This is a genomic window from Chryseobacterium capnotolerans (genome assembly GCF_021278965.1).
GTDB lineage: Bacteria > Bacteroidota > Bacteroidia > Flavobacteriales > Weeksellaceae > Chryseobacterium > Chryseobacterium capnotolerans.
The window spans coordinates 2,844,531-2,870,072 of sequence record NZ_CP065589.1 but is presented as its reverse complement, the minus strand read 5'-3'; the positions used below and the strand labels follow the sequence as shown (position 1 = coordinate 2,870,072).

Genomic DNA, 25,542 nt, shown 5'->3' with positions numbered 1-25,542 from the left:
TTATTTTTTGTCATTTGTCAACCCAACTAATTCCAAAATCACTTACATTTGTTATTATGAGACACGACCAACGCGCAGAAAAATTCAGGCAGATCGTGGAAAATAAGTTCCAGATCTACAATTCATTATTTATGAGCCTGCCCTATGATAAAATGACGAATATCGGAATGCTGCTTCCTTTTCTTTATGAGGAAAGCAGAACCGGCTACGACGCAGGAAAAACACCCGAAGAAATCGTAGAAGAATTTTTTAAAAATCATACCGATCTACAGACTGAAGAGCAGAAACTCGAACTGCTTTTTAAGATCATTCAATATATAGAAAGACAGGTGGTTTTATTTGACAGTATTGAAGATGCTGCATTTCCGAGCCTGCATTCCGAAAGTGATGGCGGAACCGTGACCAATCTTTTTGAGCGCTCTTTCCAGGATCATAAAATTGAAAAAGTACGTGAAAAATTAAAGGATTTTAGCGTGAAAGTAGTGTTTACAGCACACCCGACTCAGTTTTACCCAAGCTCAGTACAGAGAATTATTCAGGATCTGAGAGGGGCCATTACCAGCGATTCCGTTACCCAGATCGATACGCTTTTGCAGCAATTAGGAAAAACTCCTTTTGTGAATAAAGAAAAGCCAACACCTATTGACGAAGCTTTGAGTATTATTTCTTACCTGAGATATGTGTATTATGATACCATTGGTGAGTTATTTACTAAGATTAAAAAGACTTTTGGAAACGGGCATTTCCATTTGCATGAAGATATTATCCAGCTTGGTTTCTGGCCGGGTGGAGATCGTGACGGAAATCCTTTTGTGACAGCAGATGTTACCAAAAGAGTGGCAGAAGAACTACGGTCAGCCATTTTGAAATCTTATTACAGTCATTTGAAATTTATCAGAAGAAGACTGAGCTTTAGAGGTGTTTCTGAAGTGTTGACGGCTTTGAGTGAGGAATTGTATGCTGCTATTTTTGATGGAAAATCAATTACTGCCGAAGCTATTTTACAAAAAGCGGATGAGGCTGAAAAAATATTGATTAACGAACACAATGCTTTGTTTTTAGATCTTTTGGTGAATTTCAGAGATCGTGTTAAGATTTTCGGAACCCATTTCGCAACATTAGATATCCGCCAGGACAGCAGAATTCATCAGAAGGTTATTGATGAAGTTTTTGCAAAAGTATATGGTAATGAAGATGTGGATTACGAACAGAAATTCAATAAGCTGATTCAGATTTCAAACCCTGTAAATGCTGATGATTTTGAAGATATCGTAAAAGATACCTTATTGACAGTTTCTCAGGTTTCTGAAATCCAGAACCTGAACGGATTACGAGGGATGAACCGTTATATTATCTCCAATTCCGATGCAGTGAAAGATGTAATGAATGTGTATGCTTTCTTTAAAGTGTGTGGATATCAGGATGAAGAAATCAATATGGATATTGTGCCGCTTTTTGAAACCATGGAAGGGCTTAATAATGCTGAACGTGTGATGAATGAATTGTATCAGAATCCTGTTTATAAAAAGCACCTTGAAAGAAGAGGAAATCAGCAGACTATTATGCTGGGCTTCTCGGATGGAACCAAGGATGGAGGATATTTAAAAGCCAATTGGGAAATTTACAAGGCCAAAGAAGTCCTGACAAAACTTTCGGAACAGAATAATATCAAAGTGGTGTTCTTCGACGGCAGAGGCGGGCCGCCTGCAAGAGGTGGGGGAAAACCCACGATTTTTATGCTTCTCAGGGAAAAACAATTGCCAATAATAAAATTGAACTTACCATTCAGGGACAGACAATTACAAGTATTTTCGGAAATAAAGAACAGGCAAAGTACAATTTTGAACAGCTTTTGACAGCCGGAGTGGAAAATGATGTATTTAAAAATGCCAAAAAAGACCTGACAGAAAAAGAAAGAGCTTTGATTATTGAACTGGCCAATATCAGCTACCAGAAATATTCTGATCTGAAAGCACATCCGATGTTCGTTCCTTACCTTCAGGAAATGAGTACATTGGAGTATTATGGAAAAACCAATATCGGAAGCCGTCCGTCCAAAAGAGGAAACGGAAGTGAATTGAAGTTTGAAGATTTAAGAGCTATTCCATTTGTGGGATCATGGTCGCAATTGAAACAGAATGTTCCCGGATTTTTTGGGTTTGGATATGCCATGCAGCAGATGAAAGAGCAGGGAAGGTTTGAAGAGGTCAGAGAATTGTATAAAGGATCTGATTTTTTCAAAACATTAGTATTAAACTCAATGATGAGCATGAACAAATCTTACTTCCCATTGACTTATTATATTAAAAACAATCCTAAATTTGGGGCTTTCTGGAATATTCTTTTCGATGAATATGAATTGTCAAGAGATATCATGCTGGAACTTACCGGGTTCAAAATGCTTCAGGAAGAAGATCCATTATCCAGAAAATCAGTAAAAATCCGTGAGAAGATTGTTCTTCCATTGTTGAGCATTCAGCAATATGCATTGATGAAAATTCAGAAAGGAGAAGGAAACAAAGAAGCTTATGAAAAGCTGGTGACAAGGTCATTATTCGGAAATATTAATGCAAGCAGGAATTCCGCTTAAATAAAATAAATGCGCTATTTATAGTGAAAAAAAACGGGCTTTAATGCCCGTTTTTAATTTATAATCAGTTTATTATTTATACAATTTTATAGTGTATTAGTGAAAAATTGTGCTATTAATATTTATAGTAATGATAGTTATTCCTTGATAAATTTTTCATAATAGACTTTATCACTCGTCTGTATTTTCAGATAATAAACCCCTTTTGCAAAATCATCCACCTTTACAGATTTTTGATGGTCTACTTTTCTTATCAGTCTTCCCAGATTATCATAGACTTCCAGTGAATTGATACTATTTTCTGAAGCGATATTCAGTATGTTTTTAGCAGGATTTGGAAACAGGGCAAATTTCTCTTTTTTCACAATTTCAGAAGTATTTAAAACACTGTTGTAAAGGCTTCCGAAATTAAGAATGCCGTATCCCATCTGATCGGTGTGATTAGGATAAAGGGAAGCGGTTTGCCTTAGTTTTGTTTTGATCTGATCTCTGCTCATGGTAGGAAATGCCTGAATAAGACAGGCTACACCTCCTGCAGCTACAGGAGTGGCCAGGGAAGTTCCTGTACTCGTATAAGTGGTATCGCCTAAAACAGTTGCAGTGGCAGTTCCTCTAGCACTTCCATCCGGTTTTGTGACACCAAGTGAGTTGGGACCGAAAGAAGAAAATACAGAAGAATTTCCTGAAGAGTCTACAGCGCCAATCGTAAATACTTTAGCATTGTCTGCGGGAGTAAGAAGATAGTGCCAAGGCTTATCTCCTGAATTTCCTGCTGCTGCAAGTACAAAAATTCCTTTTTCAGCAGCAATTCCTGCTCCTCTCGCAATAAATGAGGTGTTTCCGTTCATGTCAGCATAGGTGTAGCTGTATTGAGGATTATCAAAAACATTGTATCCTAGTGATGTTGTGATAATTTCTACCCCTTTTCTGTCAGCTTCTTCAGCTGCTTCAATCCAGTAAAGTTCTTCTTCAGGAATTTCGGCCGCAGGGTTTTCACTACGATACAAATAAAAGTCAGCATCCGGAGCAGAGCCTACAAATGTATTTTCCAGATAACCTCCGATAGCTCCTAGTACAACTGTACCATGTTGCATTCAGGGAGGGGTTATAAATGTCATTAGATTTGGCAACAAAGTCATAACCGCCCTTTATTTGATTGTTGTTTCGCAATCGTAGAAAAGCATTCCCGGTGTTTACTGTAGGAAATCCTGTATCAATGACTGCAATAGAAACTCCGGTTCCGGTATAGCCGGCAAGATGAAGGGGTTTTATATTCACCTGATCAATCTGTGATGTTCCTGTGCCGTATTCAAACGTAGTAAGAATTTTTTGAGTACTAGTAGGCATCTTCCATTTATTTACAGGTGTTGATTGTACGGTAGGAGTTCCATTTTTAGCAAAACTTTCTACAGACAAAACAAAAGGCTGTGTTTGTAAAAGAGTAATTTGAGCTGTGGTTGCATTGACTGCAGCTCCGTTAAGCCATTTGGAATAATCAGTCACTGTAAATCCCAAATTTTGAAGGTTTTGTATATAAGATGGTTCTATAGGAGCATCCTGATCATTAAGTGCTATCCCTAATGTAGTACGTCTGTTAAGCGACTTTTGACTCAGCTCAGAAAGAGGATTGGCAAAAAAGGCAGCTTTATTAGGCTTATCCTTAAAAAAGACAAAAACAAGCTGAGTTTGTGCAGTGGTATAGGAGTAACCCGTTAGGAAACAAAAGAGTAAAATTTTTTTCATATAAATTTTTGTATAAAGATAAAAACAAAATCAATAAAATTTTTGATAGGATTTTAAAATCCTTATTTTTACAGAAATAATTTATTTATGAAAAAAATTCAGATGGTTGACTTGCAAAGTCAGTATTACAAAATAAAGAATGATGTAGACAATGCAGTTTTAAATGTAATGGATTCCGCAGCTTTTATCAACGGTCCTGAAGTAAAGTCTTTCCAGAATGAATTGGAGTCTTATTTAGACGTAAAACATGTTATTCCATGTGCTAATGGAACTGATGCATTACAGATCGCTCTTATGGCTTTGGATCTGAAGGAGGGAGACGAAATAATTACTGCTGATTTTACTTTTGCTGCAACAGTAGAGGTGATTCATCTGCTTAAACTGAAATCTGTTTTAGTAGATGTTGATTATGATACATTTACTATTTCAACAGAAGCGTTAAGAAAGGCAATTACGCCAAAAACAAAAGCGATCATTCCTGTACATATATTCGGACAGTGTGCGAATATGGAGGAGATTCTGAAAATTGCTGAAGAACACAATTTATACGTGATTGAAGATAATGCACAGGCAATAGGTGCAGAATATACTTTCTCTGACGGAACCTCAAAATATGCCGGAACAATGGCAACTGTAGGAACAACATCTTTCTTCCCATCTAAAAATCTTGGATGCTATGGTGACGGAGGGGCAATTTTTACCAATAATGATGAATTGGCACACCGTTTAAGAGGAATTGTAAACCACGGAATGTACGAAAGATATTACCATGATGAGGTTGGAGTAAACTCTCGTCTGGATAGTATTCAGGCAGCGGTTTTAAGAAAGAAACTGCCACATTTGGATTCATATAACGAGGCAAGAAGAAAAGCCGCTGATTATTATGATGAAGCATTTGCAGGTCATGAAAATATTTTAACTCCACAGAGGTCTGAAAACTCTACCCACGTATTCCACCAGTATACATTGAGAATTCTGAACGGAAAACGTAATGAGCTTCAGAAGTTTCTTACAGAAAAAGAAATTCCGGCAATGATTTACTATCCGGTAGCATTAAGAAAGCAAAAAGCATATTTCCAGGAGAGCAATGCCGCTGATTTTGTAAATACAGATAAGCTTTTGGATCAGGTCATTTCTTTACCGATGCATACAGAATTAGATGAAGAACAGTTGAAGTATATTACAGATGCTGTCCTTGAGTTCATGAAATAGTGAAAAGAAAGATATTTACATATAAGCTGGTTTATTGCTTAGCTGTAATAACTAGTCTATTACTTTTTATAATATCAGCATTTTCAACTTTAAGAAATATAGGAAAACACGAAGATTAAAATGGCAATACTTGTTACAGGAGGACTGGGATATATTGGTTCCCACACCGTTGTAGAACTGCTTAATAATAACTTTGAAGTTGTTATTGTAGACGATTTATCCAATTCAGAGAGATTTATTTTAAATAATATTGAGGAAATTACAGGAAAAAAACCTGTATTTTATCCTTTTGACCTAAAGCGAAAAGAACTTCTTAATCAGGTTTTTGACGCTCATACCATTGAGGGGTGTATTAATTTTGCAGCTTTTAAAGCTGTGGGAGAGAGCCAGATAAAACCTATAGATTATTACGAAAATAATCTGTTTTCTCTTATTAATATTCTACAGGAATTTAAAGAAAGAGGAATATCAAACTTTATTTTTAGTTCATCATGTACTGTTTACGGACAAGCTGATGTAATGCCTATTGATGAAAGTACGCCTTTAAAAATGCCTGAAAGCGTTTATGGGAAAACCAAGCAAATGGGTGAGGAAATTCTTATCGATTTTGCTAAAGGATACAACCGTAAAATATCTTTGTTAAGATACTTTAACCCAATTGGAGCCCACCCATCTGCAAAATTGGGAGAGTTGCCAATAGGAATCCCTAATAATCTGGTTCCTTACGTAATGCAGACCGCTGCAGGAGTTCGTGAAAAGCTAAGTGTTTGGGGAGATGATTATCCAACAGAAGATGGTACGGCTGTTCGTGATTATATCTATGTTGTAGACTTAGCCAAGGCTCACGTAGCAGCCTTGAAAAAACTAATAGAAGACCAATCTGGTGAGACCGTGATTGATACCTATAACCTGGGAACAGGAAAAGGATCTTCTGTTTTAGAAGTGGTGAAAGCATTTGAAAAAGCTAATAATGTAGAGGTTCCTTATCAGATCTGTGATAGGAGAGAAGGTGATATTACGGTTGCTTATGCAAATCCTTCTAAAGCAGAAAGAGAGCTCGGCTGGAAGTCTGAAACATCTCTGGAAGAGTCTTTAAAAACCGTGTGGGAGTGGCAAAAATATCTCAAATCGAGAAACTAAACTCATAAAATACAATCATTATGGCTTGGAATCCTGAAGTATATGACCAATTTAAAGAAGAACGCTCAGCACCTTTCTTTGACCTGTTAAAGCTTGTAGAATCAAGAACAGGAATATCTGTAATAGATCTGGGATGCGGAACGGGTGAGCTCACCTCAAAAATTTTAGATTACTTAGAGGATTCAAAGGTTTTAGGAATAGATTCTTCTGAAGAAATGCTTGAAAAGGCAGCTCAGTTCAAAACAAGCCGATTAACTTTTGAAAAAAGAAGTATTGAAGAGCAGCTTCACTTGGGAGATACCTATGATCTGGTGATTTCCAATGCTGCAATCCAATGGTGCAGTAACCATAAAGAGCTTTTTCCAAGAATCATAAGCAAGATTAAGGAAGGAGGACAATTAGCTGTTCAGATCCCTTCTAACCATGAATATATAGTCCATCAGCTTCTCAGAAAAATAGCAGATACTGAACCCTATAAATCAGCTTATCATGATTGGAAAAGAGAATATACGGTGTTAACAATTGAAGAGTATGCCCGTATATTATTTGAGAATAAAGGAAGGGATATTACCGTTTATGAGAAAGTATTTCCTCATATACTGAAAGATGCAGAAGCTGTATTTATCTGGGCATCAGGAACAGCAATGCTTCCTTATATAGAAAAGCTTCCTGATGAAATGAAAGAACAATTTAAAAACGATTATAAACAACAATTACAAAACATTTTTCCTGAATCACCGGTCTTTTATCCATTTAAAAGAACATTTATTTCAGCGAAATTTTAATTTTAATATTAATATGAAGACACAAAGAATAGGTATTACATTTTCCTCGTTTGATTTATTACATGCAGGACATATTAAAATGCTTGAAGAAGCAAAAACAGTGTGCGATTATCTGATTGTCGGATTACAGATTGATCCATCCCACGACCGTCCGAATAAAAATAAGCCAAGTCAGACGATTGTTGAACGTTATATTCAATTAAAAGCGGTAAACGCTGTAGATGAAATCGTACCTTATTATACAGAAGAAGATTTACTGGATATTTTAAAATCTTTTGTAATCGATATCAGAATCATTGGTGATGATTATATAGACAGAGATTTTACAGGTAAGCAATACTGTGAGGAAAAGGGGATTGAGATCTTTTACAACAAAAGAGACCACTGGGTTTTCCACCAGTGACTTAAGAAAAAGAATCTACGAAGCTGAAAAAGAAAAGGCTTCAAAATAAAAATGACTGATAAGCCTAGAACCGAGAAATTATTCATCAATCCTGATGAATAATTTCTCGGTTCTTTTTTGATTATAAATACCTGATTTCTTTTCTAAGCTTTTTGGTTTTAATAGCTCAATATATTTCTACGGTTTTTTTAAATAAATTCTAGGATTTTATAGCAATAGTTTGTGTTATTTTTTCTAAAATTACTTGAACTATTATCAAAATTGTTCAAGACACTTTTAATAGTATCTTCCTCTTTAATTTCCTCTATATATCCCAAATAATCTTACCACATGTTCCCATTCATTACTGGGAATTATGATCTTTCCTTCTTTTCTCTGGTAATACACCTAGCTGATATCAGAATACTAGATGATATCACATTTTATAAATTCCTTTTCTTTACAGGCTTTTATTAATTTTTTTACCATAAGGCTTATTTTTTACAAGTATTAAGAATATGTATATAAGCCCAAATAAATTAACAGGTATTTATATTCATTTCTCTTCTTTTTTGGTGGAAAAATAATCACGATGGTGTGATTGAATAAAAATTGATATATTTATCTAACAAAAGAACAACACAATTATGATGAAAAAATTAGTATTTCGACTGATGCCAATTATTGCATCCGTTTTTTCTTTGCAATCCTGCATGATGAATGAAGATTATCTTTCCTCTAAGAAAGAAGTGTATTATTCTAATAAATTTCAGGTATTTTCTTCTATGGATGGAAAGCAAGTAAACTATGCAAAAGGTTTCAAAACATTATTGGAGAATTATGATGCTATTAATAAAACCTATTACACAAGGGCTTCGGTTATAAAATCAGGAAATCTGGGCAAAAGTGATAAAGAATATGTGGAATTTGGGCTGCATTCTCAGGCTATGTTTTTAGAAGAAGATGAACGCTGGATCATTTATCCCATGATACAATATGATCAAGTAAGTGGATTAATAGCTTGTATTCTGAGAAATGAAGAGACTGAAGTAGAATTTAGGAAACTAGATGCGGGGAATGATTATTATGAAGAAGTGTTTAAAATATTTAGTATTGCTTATATAAAAAATAAACTGAAAAGAGGCTTGAATAATAAGGGCGGTTGTGGATTTAGTTCAGACACTCCCTGTGATATTGATGATATTGTAATTTCTCCACCTAAATCCGGACCTAAAGGAAATGGTCCGAAAAGTGGATGTACTGGACTTAATAACTGTATCAAACCTGATATAGGTGGTGGAAGTGGCGGCGCTGGCAGTGGCTACGATCCTTATGCAGGACTAATATTACCCCCTCCACCAAAAGTGACAATTAAAGATATAAAAGACTTTTTGAGTTGCCTGAATATTACACAGTCTGCAAATTTGACGGTTTATGCAGAACAGTTAGGAAATAATTATGGAGTAGGACACGCTTTTATTTCAATTAAACAAGGTAATAATACTATGATATTCGGATTTTACCCTAAAATTAATTATGATGGAATGATAACAGGACCGGGTATTTTCGGGAATGATGAAGGACACATATATACACATTCTTGGAATGTCGGTAATATTACTCCCACGCAACTTCAACAGATCATTGCTGTTTCCATTTCATATTCTGGAGGAACTTATGATCTTGGATTCAATAATTGTGCTGATTTTACTCTGACAGTATTAAGTTATGTTGGAGTTAGTACTAATACAGCAGGTGTTGATACCCCATATACAGTTGCTAATTTAATAAAAAATAAGGGCGGAAATGTATCTAATGGAAATGCTCCCCAAACTCAAAGAAGCTGTAATTAATATGGAAAAAACAAATTATAATGTGAAAACAATTCTTAAAATTATAGCTATAATTTCATTTTTAGGAATTCAAGGTATTGGTCAGCATGCTACATTAAATATAGGGATTATATTTTTATTTTTGTATCAATTTTTCTTTAGTATGTTTAACTCTGATTATGATTTTTTTTGGAAAGGTTTATTCATAATACTCGTCATAGCTGTTTTGATAGTATACTACAGTTGTTATAGATATAAAGATAAATATTTAACTATTGCCTGTTTCTTATCTTTATTTTTATCAAATTTAGTAATGTGTGGTATTTATAATCCTCAAAATAGCGGAGATGATATTCCTTTGGGCTTTATAATACCCACAGCTGTTTTTATAACAAGTTCGATTGCTTTAATCATATTAAATTTTAAGAAAACTGATTCTTGAAAAGAAATAAAGTTATAATAATAAAGAAACACCTGTATGGTGTTTCTTTATTATCTTATTAGAGCTATTTTAACCAAAATTAAAATAGGAAATATCAGAAAAACTATTTTCTAAATTTTGCTTTTCTTACATTGGACCTTGTTGGTCATCACCTGTTGCATTGGAGTTGATATCCTTTTTCCTTTTAGGTTGCTCTATTTTCTCACCTTGTTTGAATCTATATGTTAAAGAAATAGAAAACTGTCTTGGCTGCCACTGCATATAACTGCTTCGGGTATAGTCGCTGGTGTAATTAAATACTTCCATACCTCTTGTGTTAAAGATATCCTGAATGTTGAAGGAAATTGTTCCGTCTCCTTTCCAGATTGTTTTGGAAGCTCCAAAGTTAAGAGCATACATGTCCTTTCTATCCTGGTTGACTGTTTTTTGTCCTCCTCTGTAGAAGCCTTGCAGCTGTACGCTTAGTGTTTTATCTAGTCTGAATGTCGTGTTAAGGCGTAATCTTGTAGAGAAACCGCTTCCTGTAAAGTCTAATGTTCTTGTCTGAGGTAAACCATCCTTATCTATTGTTGCGTAAGACGTAATTCCGGTTGTTTCATATCTGAATATATCCGCACTACCCATAATTTTGAACCATGCAAATGGATCGTAAGTGAAATTCAGGTCTAATCCGATACGATCGTCACTGCCTAGATTTTCAGGTTTGGTGTAGAAGACGGTTTTTCTTTCATCTGGTCTGTAAACCAGCATTTTTGTGTCTTCTGTTGCATGCCTGTAGTAAAAAGTAGGGTTTATAGTAAACTTCTTCTTGGTAAGATTATAACCTACTTCATAAGAATCAACATATGATGGATTTAAATCAATATTTCCCTCGAAAATATTCTGGTTATTGGTGTAATTCGAAAAAGGAACCATGAAGAATGATCTTGGTCTGTCTATTCTTCGTGAATAGTTAACTAAAATCTGATTGTTCTTAGCGATATCATAACTTAAGAATACACTTGGAAATAAATTATTGTAATTTTTAGTCTTATCAATCGTAGGAGCCTTCGGATTTTGGCTGATATAATTGATTTTAACATTGGAAACCTCGTCTCTTAATCCTACCTGATAACCAAAGCTTCCAATCTTACTTCTAAATTGTAAATAGAAAGCATTAAACATTTCTCTGTAGTCTGTATTGTTATTGTAGTCAGGGATCAATGGGTTGCCAGAAGTGCTGCTTACAAAATTATCATATGTATTTTTATTGATATCCAATCTGTAACCAGCTTCAAGCTTTGAATTTTCGCCTAATGGTAATTCATAATCTGCTTTTCCTATCACCGTTTTGGTTACGGAATGTCTTCTTGTAATGTCTTGTACAGAAGGAACATAATCTAAACTTTCCAGAATATCTGCATTGTTGTTGCTTCTATTCCTTTGTAAACTTAATGATAAGGATAAGTTCTGGCCTTTATCGTCAAATTTATGATCCAAACCTACATCTCCCTGAAAGGCAAGGTTGTTAAAAACCGTTTTAGAATCCCTTAATGTATATGGATTAGTAAGTTTCCACAGATTTGAAGCATCACCAGTGTATTTATAAAAAGTGTCATAAGTATTTACCAGATCATTTCCGTCACCCTCAAAAGTTCTCACCAATCCTGTTAAGTTGATAGAGGTTTTATCAGAAATATCATATACAAAACCAGCACTTGCATTATAATTTTTACTATAAGTTTTACTGGTGGAGTTTTGAAGCTGGTGAACAGGAATGGTAGGGATTTTATCTATTTCATCTTGAGTAGTAGGAATAGGTTTAATTTCTGGGAATTTAACATTGTGGTAGGTGGTTTCAGAATTGTTTTTAGTTTTGTTTTCTGTATAACCGCCACCACCATTTACAAACCAGGTCCAGTTATTTTTTCTCCAGCTCAAATTAGCATTAAGGGAGGTTCTAGGATAGTACCCAAGGGTTCCTACCACACTACCGTTAAATCCTACTTTTTTACTCTTTTTAAGAATAATATTTAAAATACCGGAAGTTCCGCTTGCTTCAAATTTGGAAGAAGGGTTGGTGATCACTTCAATTCTTTCAATCTGGTCAGCAGGAATACTCTGTAAAGCATTGGCTCCATCATCAATACCTAATAGGGAAGAAGGCTTACCATTGATCAGAAACTTTACATTAGAACTTCCTCTCATAGAAACAGTTCCATCTGTATCTACTGTAACGGATGGTACATTGGTCAAAACATCCTGAAGACTTCCTCCTTTACTTACAATATCCTGGGATGGATCATATGTTTTTTTATCCAGTTCTACTTTGTAAGGTTTAGCTGCGGAAGCGGTAATAACAACCCCTTGCAGTTCCTGAGTTTTTCCATCTAATGTAGTGGCTGCTTCAGGCTCAATAGATAATGCTCCGATATTTCCGGCTCCGGTAATATTTTTGTTAAGAATACTTTTTTTGTAATCAATAGCTTCTACAGAGATATCATAATTTCCAGGGGTGAGCTGTAGTTTATACTGTCCCTTTTCATCTGTCAATACAGCATCACTCAATACTTTGTTGGCTTTGTTCGTAAAGGTTACAGAAGCATAAGGTACTGGTTGATTTTTCTTGTTGACAATGGTTCCTGAAACATCAGATTTCTCCTGAGCAAAAGCCATAGCGGCTGCTGAGAGTACTAAAGTAAGTCCTAGTGTTTTTCTAGTGAAAATATTGACAATTTCTGTCTTATTCTTCATAGGTTATTTTTTTGTATAAAATCGTGAAAGGATAACCCCTAATATTTTGAAAATTATATTGATTTAATTTTCAGAACATTATGATTTAATTATTGTTTTTTAATCTATAAAATTATGGTGTCTGCTAAAAGCTTATTTTATATTTTTTGAATTAAGCCAGTCCTGATAAGCTTTTGCATTTACAGCATGCTCTTCTGCACTGGCTGTAAACTTATGATATCCAAATCTTGCAGGATCAGCACACATAAATATATAATTGTTGTTTTCTGCATTTAAAACAGCATCTACTGAGTTCTTATCCACTACACAAATCGGTCCCGGAGGGATTCCCGCATTAGCGTAAGTATTGTATGGGGATGGAGTAGACAAATGCTTATATAAAACCCTTTTGATTGGTTCTTTAAAATTGGTCTGCTTATTAATCGCATAGATTACGGTAGGATCAGACTGAAGCTTCATTCCTTTTCTGTAGCGGTTTAAATATAAACCTGCGATGGTTTTCATTTCATCCTTTTTTCCTCCCGATTCTTTATATACAATAGATGCAAGCGCATAAATCTGTTCTCTTGAAAGCCCGGATTGCTGTTCTTTATTTTTTCTTTCACTGGTCCAGAAGTCATTGTACTGATCTTCAAATTTTGCAAAAAATTCTCTTGGACTTACGGTCCAGAAAAAATTATAAGTATCAATGAAGAAATATTTTTTTAAATCTTCAATATTTTTATATCCTTTTTCCTGTGCAACAACGTCCAGATCATTAACAAAATGAAGCGAGTCCAGTTCTGTTTTTTTAGTAACCTTCCCAATCATTTGATACATATCCCCAAAATCCCCGATTCTGAAAGAATTTGCTGTCTGGTTACCTGCTTTAATCATATTCACAAGGTCTGTATTCCCTTTTCCACTTTGGATATGATAACGCCCTGCTTTAAAATTGACAGGAAGACCTTTATCTTTAGCTACTGTTTCAAAAGATTCACGGTCTTTAATATACGGAGCAATAGAATCCATAATCTGGTTAAAGTTTGCCTTATGAGGGATCAAAATGTAACCATCCTTTTCTACATTATTTCCAAAATATTTAGTATAAAATCTCAAACCAAAAAATCCTGCTACTACAAAAACAAGCAGAATGATAATGAGAATAGCTTTTTTCATTCTATATTATTGATTAAAAGTTTTTGATTTTAAAGAAGCTCTACCTTACCTTTAAAAACTTGCTTTGCAGGACCCTCCAGCCAGATGTTAGAGAAAGAATCGCCACTCTTTTCAGCGTATACCTTAAGGTTTCCGCCTAATGTTTTCACTTTTACGGAAGTTAGATTGTCTTTTTGAAGAAAAGTTAAAGCAGAAGCTGTAACTCCAGTTCCGCAGCTATAAGTTTCGTCCTCAACACCTCGTTCATAGGTTCTTACAAAAATTTCATTATCTGAAATTTTTTCTACAAAGTTGACATTGATTCCTTTTTCTTTATAATTTTCCGAATTTCGGATGCCATGTCCTTCTGCAAAAACATTATAATTGACTAAATCTTCAACGTATTTTACATAATGTGGAGAACCGGTATCCATCACACTGCTTCCCCCATCGTCTGAAATGGTGTTTACATCAGACATTTTTAGTTTTACGATTCCGTTATGGATTTCAGCAATATGCTCTCCATCAATTGCGATGAATTTGCAGTTGTCTTCAAAGATGTCAAGGAAAAAAGCGAAAGCAACCGAACAACGAGCTCCATTCCCACAGAAACTTTTTGAGCCATCAGAATTATAATAATCAACTTCAAAATCATAACCGTCTGCGGTATTTATTTTAATAAGTCCGTCTGCACCGATTCCAAAACGACGGTCACAAAGCTTTTGTATATTTTCGATTGAAAGATCATCCCATTCTCCGGAACGATTGTCTATCATTACAAAATCGTTTCCCGTACCCTGATATTTATAAAATTCCATATTGTTTTTGTCTAAATGAAGAAACAAAATTAATATATTAAAACGAAAAACGAACAGTGTTAACTGTTCGTTTCCTTATTTATAATCGTTATTTATAATTATTTATCTAAAGCCGCCGCTACTGTTTTGCTGTCTGCTTGAGCTGGAAGTAGAACCTGAGCTTTGGGTGCTGCCTGAACTATTTCTGAAACCACCACTGTTAAATCCACTGTTGGAAGTTTCTGGTCTGCTGCTAGTGCTGCCTGAACTTCTGAACCCTCCTGAACTGGAATTGGATCCTCTATTTTCAGAGCTGCTGCTTTGGTTTCTAAATCCACCACTGCTTTGATTATTCTGATTCCCTTGGTTATTCTGATAACCATTGTTTGAATTTCTGAATCCTCCGCTGCTGTTATTTGAATTTCTGTTATAGCTTCCGTTATTATAAGAACCACTGTTATTGCTGCGGAAACCATTATTAGGCCTTTGTGAAGTAACCGTAGTTCTTCTTTCTACATATACTTTTCTTCTGGAGTTATTGTAAGTGTCATAATAGTAAGGTATACCATTATCATAGTAGTAATTAATATTGTTTCTATAATAATAGCCATCATTACCATAATACCCGCCACTGCCATAATATCCGGAAGGAGCATAATAATATCCATTATTATAGTATGGGTCACCATAACCATTACTGCCATATCCATCTGTATAGGCAAGACAAGATGTTAAAGTGCTTATAGCAAAGATACTAACTGCTATTTTAAATAAATTTTTCATGACTTTATTGTACTTTTTTTTTCTTTAAAACTTTTTTTTCCAATTGACGTATCCTAAGATAGCCATTATAGTAAATACCAAATATTGAACCGAAGTGATGCCAAGACCCTTAAAAATCATCATAGGGATGCAAATAAAATCTCCAATAATCCAGAAAATCCAGTTCTCAATGCGCTGTTTGGCCATAAACCACATTCCTACTAAAAATATTGAAGTCGTAAAAACATCCATCCAATTTGCCCAATCCAGATGATATAATCCGAGGTTGGTTCCTTCCATTGAAAAGTGATTATCAATATAAGGTTTATAATAATAAATAAGGGTAACCAATACCAGGCTCAGAATAAAAAGGATGGAGGCATAATACCATTCCTTTTTTGTGGCCCATGTAACATCCACATGAATATGATCTTCTGAATTTTTGGCCCATAATATCCAGCCATAAACACTCATTATGGTATAATAAACATTGATGAGACAGTCTCCTAAGAGCCCAAAATTAAAAAGGATATATACATAGATCAAGGTTGAAACAATACCTGTAGGGTATACCCATATATTTTTCTTAATGGAAAAATATACGCTCAGAGTTCCGAAAATGGCACCGGATGCCTCGAGCATAATTTGTAAAGAATCATAGCTTTCATAAGGCTTTACAAAAAGATCATATAAATTCATGCGATCAAAAATAAACAAAAAAATGGAGTTTTTAAAATGAATTAAATAATATGTTGCTCAGGTTTTTAAAGATTTTAATGTAAAATAAATGATGAAAGTTTAACGATAAACGTGGGGATTCCTAAATTTTTTATATTTTCGTAAATCCTTAATAAATAAAAAAACATGTCGAAAATTTGGGTTAAAAAACCACTAAGTGCCTATGAGGCAGATATGAAGAAAAGTGAGCTGAAAAAAGTCCTCGGAAAATGGAGTTTAACAGCAATAGGTGTAGGTGCTATCATTGGAGGTGGAATCTTTGTTCTTACAGGAACAGGAGCCTATTATCATGCAGGACCAGCGCTTGCAATCTCCTTTATTATTGCAGGTATTGCCTGTGTTTTTGCAGCATTATGCTATGCGGAGTTCGCCTCCATTATTCCTGTTGAGGGATCTGCGTATGCTTATGCTTATGGAACAGTAGGAGAAATTTTTGCATGGGCAATGGGATGGTGTCTCATTCTGGAGTATGCCATGGCCAGTATGGCTGTTTCCGTGAGTTGGTCCGGGTATTTTACTAAATTTTTGAAGATCTTTAATATTCACTTGCCGGCTTATCTTACTTCGGATCCTGCGAGTTATACAGGAAGCGGTTTTTCAATGAACCTGCCTGCATTTATTCTTGTTCTTTTGATTACCGCATTATTGGTAAAAGGAACGAAAGAAGCCGCAGGAGCCAATAACCTGATCGTTTTGATGAAAACTTCTGCCGTTATCTTTGTAATTATTGCAGGAGTATATATTATTTTTTCTAACACTGATCTTTATAATGCAGTAGATGGTGTTAAAAACTGGAAACCTTTTATTCCGGATCAGGTTCAGATTAAAAATTCTGAAGGAGACTTGGTCTCGGCTTATGGTATTAAAGGGATTATTTCCGGAGCAGCAGCTATTTTCTTTGCTTATATTGGTTTTGATGCTGTATCTACACAGGCTGGAGAGGCTATTAACCCTAAGAAAGATGTGCCTTTCGCAATTATCGCTTCATTATTGGTTTGTACGGCTTTATATATTTGTGTATCTCTTGTATTAACAGGGATGATGCATTATACAGACTTTAACCCGGAAGGTAAATATCCTGATGCGATCAAAGCTCCTGTAGCCTATGCTTTTGAAATTGCAGGGAAACACTGGGCTAGTAATGTAGTAACAATTGCTGCTACTGTAGGATTAATTTCAGTGGTAATGGTAATGATGATGGGACAGTCAAGAATCTTCATCGGAATGGCAAAAGACGGATTGATTCCTAAATTCTTCGGTGATCTTCATCCAAAAACAAAAACGCCTTACAAAGGAATCATTTTGTTGGGAATTGTTGTAGCATTAATCGCTGCATTTACCCCTATTTCAACACTGGCTGATATGACAAGTTTCGGAACCCTGTTTGCATTTACACTGGTTTGTATTGCCGTTTGGGTAATGAGAAAAAAAGAACCTAATTTGATCAGACCTTTCAAAGTTCCTGCTTACAAAATAGTTGTAGCACTGGGAGTATTTATCAATATTTATTTGATATTTAACTTAAGTGCTCATGCATTGGAGCTTTCGGCTGTATGGTTATTCTTAGGTGGTTTAGTATATTTCCTTTATGGAAAATCAAATAGTAAACTTAATAATCCTGAAAAATATCATAACCAAGATTAATAATAATATAAACCGCTTCGGCGGTTTTTTTTGTCTTATAATATGCATATGAAAAAGATTTTCTCCATTGCATTCCTTTCTGTAGGAATGGTTGCATTTTCCCAACAGGTGGAAAGTATTGAAACAATTCTTAACGATAAAATGAGTATCAGAGCTCTTGAGTTATATGATAACAAAGTCTGGTATAGTGGTTCGGAGTCTAAATTCGGATTTGTAGATCTTAAGGATGCTAAAAATCAAAAACAAATTAAGCTTTCTGATGAAAAACTTGAATTCAGAACCCTGGCACAGGATAAAACTTCATTCTGTGCGATCAATATCGTAAGTCCGGCTCGCTTTTTTAAAATTGATAAAAGGGATTTGAAATCACAGATTGTTTATACAGATTCTGCAAAAACGGCTTTTTATGATGCTTTGCATTTTGTGAATGATAAGCTGGCCTATACTTTTAGTGATGCAGACAGCGATCTATTGTTAAAATTGGCGGTTTATAAAGATGGTAAGTGGGGAATGTTTAAGAATAAGGTAAAGCTTAATGAAGGAGAAGCAGCTTTTGCAGCCAGTAATACGAATATTTCCTCCACCAAAAAATATCTATGGATTGCAACGGGTGGGAAAGCTTCGAGAATAATAAGAATGAATCTTAAAAATGAAAAACTGGAAGTTTTTAAAACACCTTTTATTCAGGGAGAGTCGTCACAAGGAATGTATTCCATAGATTTTAACGATGACCAATTCGGAGTTGCGGTAGGTGGGGATTATACCAAACAGACTGTAAATGTTAATAATATTGCTACTACTCATGATGGTGGTGAAACCTGGCAGATTCAGGCTTCGGGACAAAATGCCGGATATATGACCTGTGTGAAAATTAAACCGGGTTCAAAAGGAAAGGAGATGATTGCAGTAGGAGATCAGCATGTTAGTTATTCTTCAGATTTTGGAAAAACCTGGAAGAAAATTTCTGATGAAAAAGGGTTGTATGTCTGTCAATGGGTTGATGAAAATAAAGTGGTTTTTGCGGGGAAGGATAGAATTCTGTTGATGACCATAAAATAAGATGATTTTTTTATCTGAATAAAGAAAAGGTTCCGAGAGTTAATGTTTTTTAATTGATACCTGAATTCAGATCAAAAAAATAAATAAAACTGATAGAATTTATCATTATCACCATAACAGGTTCAAATAGTGTATTTAGACTCATTCTAAACTATAACCTAATATAATTCATAGGTAAAAAGTCATAACTAATGGTTAATTTTGTAGGATGGATTTTTAATAATGTTAAACTTCCTCACCTTATAAAATTTTATTTTCAAAATGAATTCTTTAATAGATAAGTATAATATTCCCGGACCTCGTTACACGTCTTATCCTACGGTTCCTTATTGGGATGAATCTACATTTTCACCGGAAAGTTGGAAGGAAACTGTAATCAGGTCTTTTCATGAAACAAATGCAGAGGAGGGAATTTCTATTTATATCCATTTGCCTTTCTGCGAGGCGTTGTGTACATTCTGTGCATGTCATAAGCGTATTACAAAACAGCATAGTGTTGAAGTTCCTTATCTGGAAAGTGTTTTAAAGGAATGGAAACTTTATCTTGAGCTTTTTAACGAGAAACCCAAACTGAAAGAATTGCACCTGGGTGGTGGAACTCCTACATTTTTCTCTCCCGAAAATTTAAAAACATTATTGGAAGGAATCTTTTCAACAGTAGAGATTGCAGAACATCCTGAGTTTTCATTTGAAGGACACCCCAATAATACTACTAAGGAACACCTTCAGACTTTATATGATCTTGGCTTTAGAAGAGTAAGCTTCGGAGTTCAGGATTATGATCCAAAAGTGCAGAAAGCGATTAATAGAATTCAGCCTTTTGAGAACGTGAAAAACGTAACGGAGTGGGCTAAGGAAATTGGCTACAGAGGAATCAGCCATGATTTAGTATTTGGGCTTCCACATCAAACCTGGGAAGCGATGGAACATACCATCAGAAAACAATGGAGCTGAAGCCGGATAGACTGGCATTTTACTCTTATGCGCACGTTCCATGGGTAAAAGGAGTAGGGCAGAGAGGTTTTGATGAAAATGACCTTCCAAGTGGAGAAGAAAAGCGCCGTTTGTATGAAGATGGTAAAAAACTCCTTCAGGATTTAGGATATATTGAGGTAGGAATGGACCACTTCTCTTTAGAGCATGATGATTTATACCAATCTCTGATTCATAAAAAGCTTCACAGAAACTTTATGGGATATACTTCAAGCAATACTCAATTGATGGTAGGGCTTGGAATGTCTGCTATTTCAGATTCATGGTATGCTTTTGCCCAGAATGTAAAAACAGTGGAAGAATATCAGACGATGGTAGAAGAAGGTAAAATTCCTGTGGTGAAAGGACACGTCTTGAATGAAGAAGATCTGATTGTAAGAAGACATATTTTAAATCTGATGTGTCAGCTTGAAACCACTTTTACGATAGATAATTCATTCCCTGAACTTGATAATGCATTAGACATGCTGAAGGAAATGGAAAATGATGGTTTGGTAGAAATTTCAGGTAAGGAAATTAAAATTACAGAATCTGGAAGAGCTTTCACTCGAAATGTAGCAATGGTGTTTGACCTCAGAATGATGAGAAATAAACCGGAAACGAGAATTTTCTCAATGACAATATAAAACAAAAGCGGTTCAAAACTGAACCGCTTTTTACTTGGTTTAAAGTTGAGTTGATCTACTTAATAACAATTTTCTGGCTGTAAGATTTATAATCTCCTGATTTCAGGTTGATAAAATAAACCCCAGCAGGAATTCCGGAAATATTAATCCCTTTTTCACCAGTGATGCGATCTGTTGCTAAAACTTTTCGCCCGTCTGCAGTGATGATTTCTGCAGTTACACTTTTATCTTTAATTCCACTAACGAAAATTTCTTTTGAAGCAGGATTAGGGTAAATCTTTATCGTTCCTGAGAGTTCATTTTCATGAGTGTTTAACGTTCCGGTTGTGATTTTAAAAATTTTTCCACTTTCTACTCCTGCTACATAAAGCTCTTTTTGAGAATCCTGTCCGAAGGTTGAGAATCCGTTTCCGCTGTAGGCAGATGTCCAGTTAATCGAATTATCAGTATTGAGAATGCCAATCTGGTTGGAGCAGTAATCAGCAAAGAAATATTTCCCCTGAAGTGAAGGGTATTGAGTGCCTCTGTAGACATAGCCGCCGGTAATGGAACATTTCCCGCCGGAATGATCATAAACAGCAACAGGAAATGTCATTGTAGATTGTGCCGCACATCCATTAGTGTTGTAGGCACTATTTCCTTCGTAACAACGCCATCCGTAATTGAGTCCTGCCTGATTAATTGGCATTTTATTGATCTCTTCAATCGCTCCCTGGCCTACATCGGCAATCATGGCATTCCCGGTGATGAGATCAAATGAGAATTTCCATGCATTTCTGAGTCCATAAGCCCAAACTTCATCGGCACCGTCAACACCAGCTCCTGCAAAAGGATTGTCAGAAGGAATATTGTATGGGGTTGGGTCTGTGGCATTCACATCAATTCTCAGCATTTTTCCCAACAATACATTTTTATTTTGAGCATTGTTATTAGGGTCACCGCCACTTCCGCCATCTCCTGTTACTACCCAAAGTTTTCCATCAGGTGCAAAATGAATGCTTCCGCCATTATGGTTGGCAAATGGCTTTGGAATATTCAAAAGTATTTTTTCAGAATTAGAATCAGCTGTATCCGGATTGGCCGGATTAACACTGTATCTTGCCAGTACAATATTTCCTGCTGTATTGTTATAATACACAAAAAAATACCCATTGGTTGAGTATTGCGGGTGGAAGGCAAGTCCTAAAAGACCTCTTTCCCCATTAAAAATAATTTTTGAGGAAATATTCAGAAAATTTGTTGGGTTAATTGTCCCATTAGACTGAATTATTTTTATCATTCCGTTCTGTTGAACCACAAATAACCGGTTGTCATTGGCGTTTGTAATCTCGACCGGACTGGTTAATCCGGTGGCAAATTCCACCAAATTAATGCTTTGAGCATTAACAATTAAGGAAGAAAAGATACTTAGGGTAAAAAGTAGATTTTTCATAATATTGTGATAGTTAAGGTGTTGATCTATGAATGAAAATTTTATACCAATTAAATTTTGAAAACTTCGCTATGATACCATGAAATAATTGTTAAATCTTAAATGGAAATCAGAATGCTGATATATCTGAAAATAAACCATTTCTGTTGTTAAAAATTCATAAAATACAAGAAAATCATTATATTTGCCGACTTAATTTAACGTAGTTATAACAAAATGCAAGGAAAAGGACTTATTACAATTGTTGCTATTGTCCTGGGGTTGATTTGCTTAAACGAGCTATTACCAACCTGGTACGCCAGCAAAATTGAATCGCAGATAGAAGCTGCGAAAGGAAACGAGAAAGAGATCAAACGAATCAAGGAAGATACTCTTAATCTTGGGTATACGAAGCTTTATTATTCAAAAGCTAAAGACAAGGAAATGAAATTGGGTCTTGACTTAAAAGGAGGGATCAATGTTCTATTGGAAATCAACCAGAGAGATTTGGTAAATGATTTAACCAATTATTCTACAAATCCTGTTCTTATTGAGGCTTTAAACAAGACTGATGAAGCTCAGAAAAACTCAACAAAATCTTACATCGACAACTTCTTTGAACAGTTCGATGCGATTAACAAAGCTAAAGGGACTAACCTAAAGCTTGCTGATCCGGAACTTTTCGGAAACACAACTTTATCTGAAATCAAGTATAATACTACTGATGAGCAGGTAAAAAGTATTGTTAAGAGAAGAATTGATCTTTCTGTAGGAACAGCTTTCGAGGTAATCAGAACGAGAATTGATAAGCTTGGAGCAATCCAGCCAAACGTTCAGAGAGTACCTGGTACGGCTAGAATTTCTGTAGAGATGCCTGGTATGAAGGACATCGATAAGGTAAAGAAAATGCTTCAGACTTCTGCAAAACTTCAGTTCTGGGAAGTACAGCAAATTCCTGAAATTGCACCTTATTTCCAGACATTAACAACTATGGTTGCTGCAAAAGGAGATTCTATGGGAGTTGCAAAGAATGTAAATTTCATGAATCTTTTACAGCTTGACAAATTAAGAACTAATGGTGTTGCCAACGTAAAATTGTCTGATACTGCTGCTGTAAACAAAATCTTGAACAGCAAGGTAGGAATGGCTTTACGTCCTGCAAACATTAAATATACACAGTTCATGTGGGGTTACAAACCTGAGGCTACAAGTCCTGATGATTTAGTATTGTATGCAATCAGAAGTAACATTAACCAAAAAGCTCCGGTTGATGGTGCAGTAGAAACTGCAAATATCAGCTACGACGAACTTGGAAGAATAGTAGTAGACATGCAGATGGATTCTAAAGGAGCTAAAGAATGGAAAACATTAACAGAGAAAAACGTTGGAAAACCAGTAGCTGTAACACTTGATAACAGAGTATACACTGCTCCAAACGTTGTAGGTGCTATTCCTAACGGGAGAACTCAAATCTCTGGTAACTTCTCTCAGGAAGAAGCTAAAGAATTGGTTGACGTGTTAGGTGCTGGTAAATTACCTGCTGGTGCTAAAGTAGTTCAGGCTACTCAGGTAGGTCCGTCATTAGGACAGGAATCTATCGACGCAGGTATGATGTCATTTGCAATTGCATTCTTAATTATCATTGTTTATATCATTTTCTATTACGGTGGTGCTGGTGTGTACGCTGTAATTGCAATGATCATTAACTTATTCTATATTTTCGGAATTATGGATTCCGGAGACTTCACTCTTACGCTTCCTGGTATCGCTGGTATCGTATTAACGATGGCTATGGCGGTAGATACGAACGTAATTATCTATGAAAGAACGAAAGAAGAATTATTTGCTGGTAAGAGTATCTTAGAAGCTTATAAAGATGGTTTCAAACACGCATTAAGCGCGATTATTGACGGTCACTCTACTACGTTATTAACAGCAGTTGTATTGTTCTTCTTTGGAACAGGACCTATTAAAGGTTTCGCATTGACTTTGATGATCGGTATTATCATGACATTGTTTACTTCTGTATTATTATCAAGAGTAATGATCTTTAGCAGGCTGAATAAAGGAAAACACCTTTCTGTTTGGACTCCTCCTACGAAGAATTTATTCAGAAATACATGGATTGACTTTATCGGAAAGAGAAAATACGCTTATATTATTTCTGCAGTACTAACGGTAATCAGCCTTGTGTCTATGTTTACCCACGGATTTAAATATGGTATTGACTTTACGGGTGGTAGAAACTATGTAGTAAGATTTGATAAAGAAGTTAATGCTAATGATGTTGAAGAAAAATTAGTGAAATTATTCAAAACTGAAGACGGTAAGAACTCTTCTGTAGAAGCTAAAACTTTCGGAAACGCGAAGCAGTTAAAAATCTCTACTGATTACCTTATTGAAGATGAATCTTTAAAAGCTGACCAGACGATTGAGCAGAAGCTATTTGAAGGGTTAAAAGCAGATCTTCCTTCTACGATTACTTTAAATGATTTCAAATCTGCAGACAAAGATCACGCAGGTATCATTTCATCTGAAAAAGTAGGACCTACGGTAGCGGATGATATCCAAACACACGGTATTCTTGCAGTAGTAGCTGCATTGGCTGGTATTTTCATCTATATCTTATTCAGATTTAGAAAGTGGCAGTTCTCTTTAGGTGCTGTTGCGGCATTATTCCACGATGCGGTTATCATTTTAGGAACGTATTCATTACTTCACAAATATATGCCGTTCAACATGGAGATCAACCAGGATTTCATCGCTGCGATCCTTACGGTATTAGGATACTCAATCAACGATACGGTAATTATCTTCGACAGAATTAGAGAATATCTGAGAGAGAAGAAATCTATAACATTGGCAGGATTATTTGATGACTCTATTTCAAGTACATTGGGTAGAACATTCAATACTTCATTCACTACGATTTTGGTGATCCTTGCAATCTTTATCTTCGGTGGTGATAACTTAAGAGGATTTATGTTTGCTCTGTTAATCGGTATTGGATTCGGTACTTACTCATCTATCTTTGTTGCATCGGCAATTGCTTATGACTTCCTTAAGAAAGGAAAAGAAGATGAAGTACACGGAAAATCGACTTCCGATAAAGAAGTACTTGCTTCAAAATAATACAAACTACAATAAATTAGTAAAAGCCTTTCGAAAGAAAGGCTTTTTTATTTCCAGTCTTTGAACCTTTCGTTTTTTAATGGTTAAAAATACTTCGCTACAGAATTGTTTGTTGTTATGGTTCTTCAGAATGAGATGGTTACGAATTTGTTCTGAGGTAATAATTATTTTTGTAGACAGCATTACTCATTGTTTATTATTTTTTCTTGTTAGTTTTCCCAATGTGTGCATTTTTCGAACATTTTTACACTTTAAAAACGACAAATTTTAGCATAAAAGAGACTTATTTCTAAATAAATCAAACTTCTGAGATTAAAAATTTCGTGGAATATCCTAATAATACGTGTTTTTTTTTGAATGTTCTATATAAACATTTGTTTTGTT

General features: G+C 35.3%; 16 protein-coding genes and 3 pseudogenes. 11 read left to right on the top strand and 8 right to left on the bottom strand.

Annotated features, from left to right (window positions below):
* The first annotated feature begins 56 nt into the window (after positions 1–56).
* Positions 57–2,590: pseudogene (locus tag H5J24_RS13720) on the top strand (phosphoenolpyruvate carboxylase).
* Between the two features lie 137 nt (positions 2,591–2,727).
* Here H5J24_RS13720 and H5J24_RS13715 read toward each other — a convergent pair.
* Positions 2,728–3,684 (bottom strand): S8 family peptidase, encoded by a 957-nt coding sequence (locus tag H5J24_RS13715; protein ID WP_232815591.1) that lies wholly within the window; start codon positions 3,682–3,684, stop codon positions 2,728–2,730.
* Complete coding sequence (locus H5J24_RS13710) at positions 3,605–4,333, bottom strand: hypothetical protein (protein ID WP_232815590.1); 729 nt, start codon at positions 4,331–4,333, stop codon at positions 3,605–3,607. The genes H5J24_RS13715 and H5J24_RS13710 overlap by 80 nt, the downstream gene beginning before the upstream one ends.
* Positions 4,334–4,420: 87 nt before the next feature.
* Between H5J24_RS13710 and H5J24_RS13705 the strand changes: the two genes are divergently transcribed.
* The 6 genes and pseudogenes from H5J24_RS13705 to H5J24_RS13680 all read left to right on the top strand — a co-directional run bounded on the left by H5J24_RS13705 (position 4,421) and on the right by H5J24_RS13680 (position 10,126).
* Positions 4,421–5,545 carry a DegT/DnrJ/EryC1/StrS family aminotransferase gene (locus tag H5J24_RS13705; RefSeq protein WP_068942707.1) on the top strand — a complete coding sequence of 375 codons (1,125 nt, stop codon included), beginning with the start codon at positions 4,421–4,423 and terminating at the stop codon, positions 5,543–5,545.
* A 120-nt stretch (positions 5,546–5,665) separates the two neighbouring features.
* Complete coding sequence (gene galE, locus H5J24_RS13700; RefSeq protein WP_068942708.1) at positions 5,666–6,685, top strand: UDP-glucose 4-epimerase GalE; 1,020 nt, start codon at positions 5,666–5,668, stop codon at positions 6,683–6,685.
* 20 nt (positions 6,686–6,705) lie between these two features.
* Positions 6,706–7,470 carry a methyltransferase domain-containing protein gene (locus tag H5J24_RS13695; RefSeq protein WP_068942709.1) on the top strand — a complete coding sequence of 255 codons (765 nt, stop codon included), beginning with the start codon at positions 6,706–6,708 and terminating at the stop codon, positions 7,468–7,470.
* A 13-nt stretch (positions 7,471–7,483) separates the two neighbouring features.
* A pseudogene (locus tag H5J24_RS13690) lies at positions 7,484–7,922 on the top strand (adenylyltransferase/cytidyltransferase family protein).
* Between the two features lie 577 nt (positions 7,923–8,499).
* The gene (locus H5J24_RS13685; RefSeq protein WP_141395659.1) at positions 8,500–9,705 is read left to right on the top strand and encodes a hypothetical protein; all 1,206 of its coding nucleotides are present in this window, start codon (positions 8,500–8,502) and stop codon (positions 9,703–9,705) included.
* A gap of 1 nt (position 9,706) precedes the next feature.
* Positions 9,707–10,126: a hypothetical protein gene (locus H5J24_RS13680; protein ID WP_141395660.1), complete on the top strand. Its 420-nt coding sequence runs from the start codon at positions 9,707–9,709 to the stop codon at positions 10,124–10,126.
* Positions 10,127–10,252: 126 nt separating this feature from the next.
* Here H5J24_RS13680 and H5J24_RS13675 read toward each other — a convergent pair whose 3' ends face one another.
* The 5 genes from H5J24_RS13675 to pnuC all read right to left on the bottom strand — a co-directional run bounded on the left by H5J24_RS13675 (position 10,253) and on the right by pnuC (position 16,254).
* Positions 10,253–12,859, bottom strand: a complete 2,607-nt coding sequence (locus H5J24_RS13675; RefSeq protein ID WP_068942713.1) for a TonB-dependent receptor domain-containing protein — start codon at positions 12,857–12,859, stop codon at positions 10,253–10,255.
* 132 nt (positions 12,860–12,991) lie between these two features.
* Entirely contained in the window at positions 12,992–14,017 is a 1,026-nt protein-coding gene (gene mltG, locus H5J24_RS13670; RefSeq protein ID WP_068942714.1) for an endolytic transglycosylase MltG, read from the bottom strand.
* A 29-nt stretch (positions 14,018–14,046) separates the two neighbouring features.
* Positions 14,047–14,814: a diaminopimelate epimerase gene (gene dapF / locus H5J24_RS13665; protein ID WP_068942715.1), complete on the bottom strand. Its 768-nt coding sequence runs from the start codon at positions 14,812–14,814 to the stop codon at positions 14,047–14,049.
* Between the two features lie 102 nt (positions 14,815–14,916).
* A complete protein-coding gene (locus tag H5J24_RS13660; protein WP_082811146.1) occupies positions 14,917–15,576 on the bottom strand; it encodes a hypothetical protein in 660 nt (219 codons plus the stop codon).
* 24 nt (positions 15,577–15,600) lie between these two features.
* Complete coding sequence (gene pnuC / locus H5J24_RS13655) at positions 15,601–16,254, bottom strand: nicotinamide riboside transporter PnuC (protein WP_232815589.1); 654 nt, start codon at positions 16,252–16,254, stop codon at positions 15,601–15,603.
* 165 nt (positions 16,255–16,419) lie between these two features.
* Between pnuC and H5J24_RS13650 the strand changes: the two genes are divergently transcribed.
* The 3 genes and pseudogenes from H5J24_RS13650 to hemN all read left to right on the top strand — a co-directional run bounded on the left by H5J24_RS13650 (position 16,420) and on the right by hemN (position 20,615).
* On the top strand, positions 16,420–17,937 hold the full coding sequence (locus tag H5J24_RS13650; RefSeq protein WP_068942719.1) for an amino acid permease: 1,518 nt from the start codon (positions 16,420–16,422) through the stop codon (positions 17,935–17,937).
* A 48-nt stretch (positions 17,938–17,985) separates the two neighbouring features.
* Positions 17,986–18,996, top strand: a complete 1,011-nt coding sequence (locus H5J24_RS13645) for a WD40/YVTN/BNR-like repeat-containing protein (protein ID WP_068942720.1) — start codon at positions 17,986–17,988, stop codon at positions 18,994–18,996.
* Positions 18,997–19,257: 261 nt separating this feature from the next.
* A pseudogene (gene hemN / locus H5J24_RS13640) lies at positions 19,258–20,615 on the top strand (oxygen-independent coproporphyrinogen III oxidase).
* A gap of 55 nt (positions 20,616–20,670) precedes the next feature.
* Here hemN and H5J24_RS13635 read toward each other — a convergent pair.
* Positions 20,671–22,047 carry a PQQ-dependent sugar dehydrogenase gene (locus H5J24_RS13635; protein WP_068942722.1) on the bottom strand — a complete coding sequence of 459 codons (1,377 nt, stop codon included), beginning with the start codon at positions 22,045–22,047 and terminating at the stop codon, positions 20,671–20,673.
* Between the two features lie 216 nt (positions 22,048–22,263).
* Between H5J24_RS13635 and secD the strand changes: the two genes are divergently transcribed.
* Positions 22,264–25,158 (top strand): protein translocase subunit SecD, encoded by a 2,895-nt coding sequence (gene secD, locus H5J24_RS13630; RefSeq protein ID WP_068942723.1) that lies wholly within the window; start codon positions 22,264–22,266, stop codon positions 25,156–25,158.
* The last annotated feature ends 384 nt before the right edge of the window (positions 25,159–25,542 follow it).

Bases quoted from the DNA above. Each gene is read 5' to 3' on its own strand.
- H5J24_RS13645 (WP_068942720.1), top strand. From the start codon at position 17,986: ATGAAAAAGATTTTCTCCATTGCATTCCTTTCTGTAGGAATGGTTGCA.
- H5J24_RS13705 (WP_068942707.1), top strand. From the start codon at position 4,421: ATGAAAAAAATTCAGATGGTTGACTTGCAAAGTCAGTATTACAAAATA.
- secD (WP_068942723.1), top strand. From the start codon at position 22,264: ATGCAAGGAAAAGGACTTATTACAATTGTTGCTATTGTCCTGGGGTTG.
- mltG (WP_068942714.1), bottom strand. From the start codon at position 14,017: ATGAAAAAAGCTATTCTCATTATCATTCTGCTTGTTTTTGTAGTAGCA.
- H5J24_RS13660 (WP_082811146.1), bottom strand. From the start codon at position 15,576: ATGAAAAATTTATTTAAAATAGCAGTTAGTATCTTTGCTATAAGCACT.
- H5J24_RS13695 (WP_068942709.1), top strand. From the start codon at position 6,706: ATGGCTTGGAATCCTGAAGTATATGACCAATTTAAAGAAGAACGCTCA.
- H5J24_RS13715 (WP_232815591.1), bottom strand. From the start codon at position 3,684: ATGCAACATGGTACAGTTGTACTAGGAGCTATCGGAGGTTATCTGGAA.
- galE (WP_068942708.1), top strand. From the start codon at position 5,666: ATGGCAATACTTGTTACAGGAGGACTGGGATATATTGGTTCCCACACC.
- H5J24_RS13680 (WP_141395660.1), top strand. From the start codon at position 9,707: ATGGAAAAAACAAATTATAATGTGAAAACAATTCTTAAAATTATAGCT.
- H5J24_RS13685 (WP_141395659.1), top strand. From the start codon at position 8,500: ATGATGAAAAAATTAGTATTTCGACTGATGCCAATTATTGCATCCGTT.
- H5J24_RS13635 (WP_068942722.1), bottom strand. From the start codon at position 22,047: ATGAAAAATCTACTTTTTACCCTAAGTATCTTTTCTTCCTTAATTGTT.
- H5J24_RS13710 (WP_232815590.1), bottom strand. From the start codon at position 4,333: ATGAAAAAAATTTTACTCTTTTGTTTCCTAACGGGTTACTCCTATACC.
- pnuC (WP_232815589.1), bottom strand. From the start codon at position 16,254: ATGAATTTATATGATCTTTTTGTAAAGCCTTATGAAAGCTATGATTCT.
- H5J24_RS13675 (WP_068942713.1), bottom strand. From the start codon at position 12,859: ATGAAGAATAAGACAGAAATTGTCAATATTTTCACTAGAAAAACACTA.
- dapF (WP_068942715.1), bottom strand. From the start codon at position 14,814: ATGGAATTTTATAAATATCAGGGTACGGGAAACGATTTTGTAATGATA.
- H5J24_RS13650 (WP_068942719.1), top strand. From the start codon at position 16,420: ATGTCGAAAATTTGGGTTAAAAAACCACTAAGTGCCTATGAGGCAGAT.